The following is a 287-nucleotide window of genomic DNA, read 5'->3' on the forward strand; positions in this document are numbered from 1 at the left end:
CTGATCAGCGCCCTCACCGCCGGCACCCTCATCGCTGCCGGCGGCGTCGTGGCCGTGGCGGGCCCCGCCATGAGCTCCTCGGGCCTCACGACCCGCTGCAACGGCACCGCCGACGGCGTGACCATCCCCGGCGACCTCGTCGTCCCCCGCGACGCCTCGTGCGACCTCACCGGCGTCACGGTCACGGGCACGACCCGCGTCGCCGCGGGCGGTGACCTCGTCGCCGAGGGCACCACCTTCCAGGGCGCCGTCACCGTCGCCGAGGACGGCTACGTCGGCCTGGTCGA

1 pseudogene is annotated in these 287 nt (G+C 76.0%); it reads left to right on the forward strand.

Going from position 1 to position 287, the window contains the following annotated elements:
- A pseudogene (locus Q0789_RS16645) lies at positions 1-287 on the forward strand (hypothetical protein); the annotation flags it as partial.

Source organism: uncultured Pseudokineococcus sp. (assembly GCF_947499845.1).
In the GTDB taxonomy this organism is placed as follows: Bacteria; Actinomycetota; Actinomycetes; order Actinomycetales; family Quadrisphaeraceae; genus Pseudokineococcus.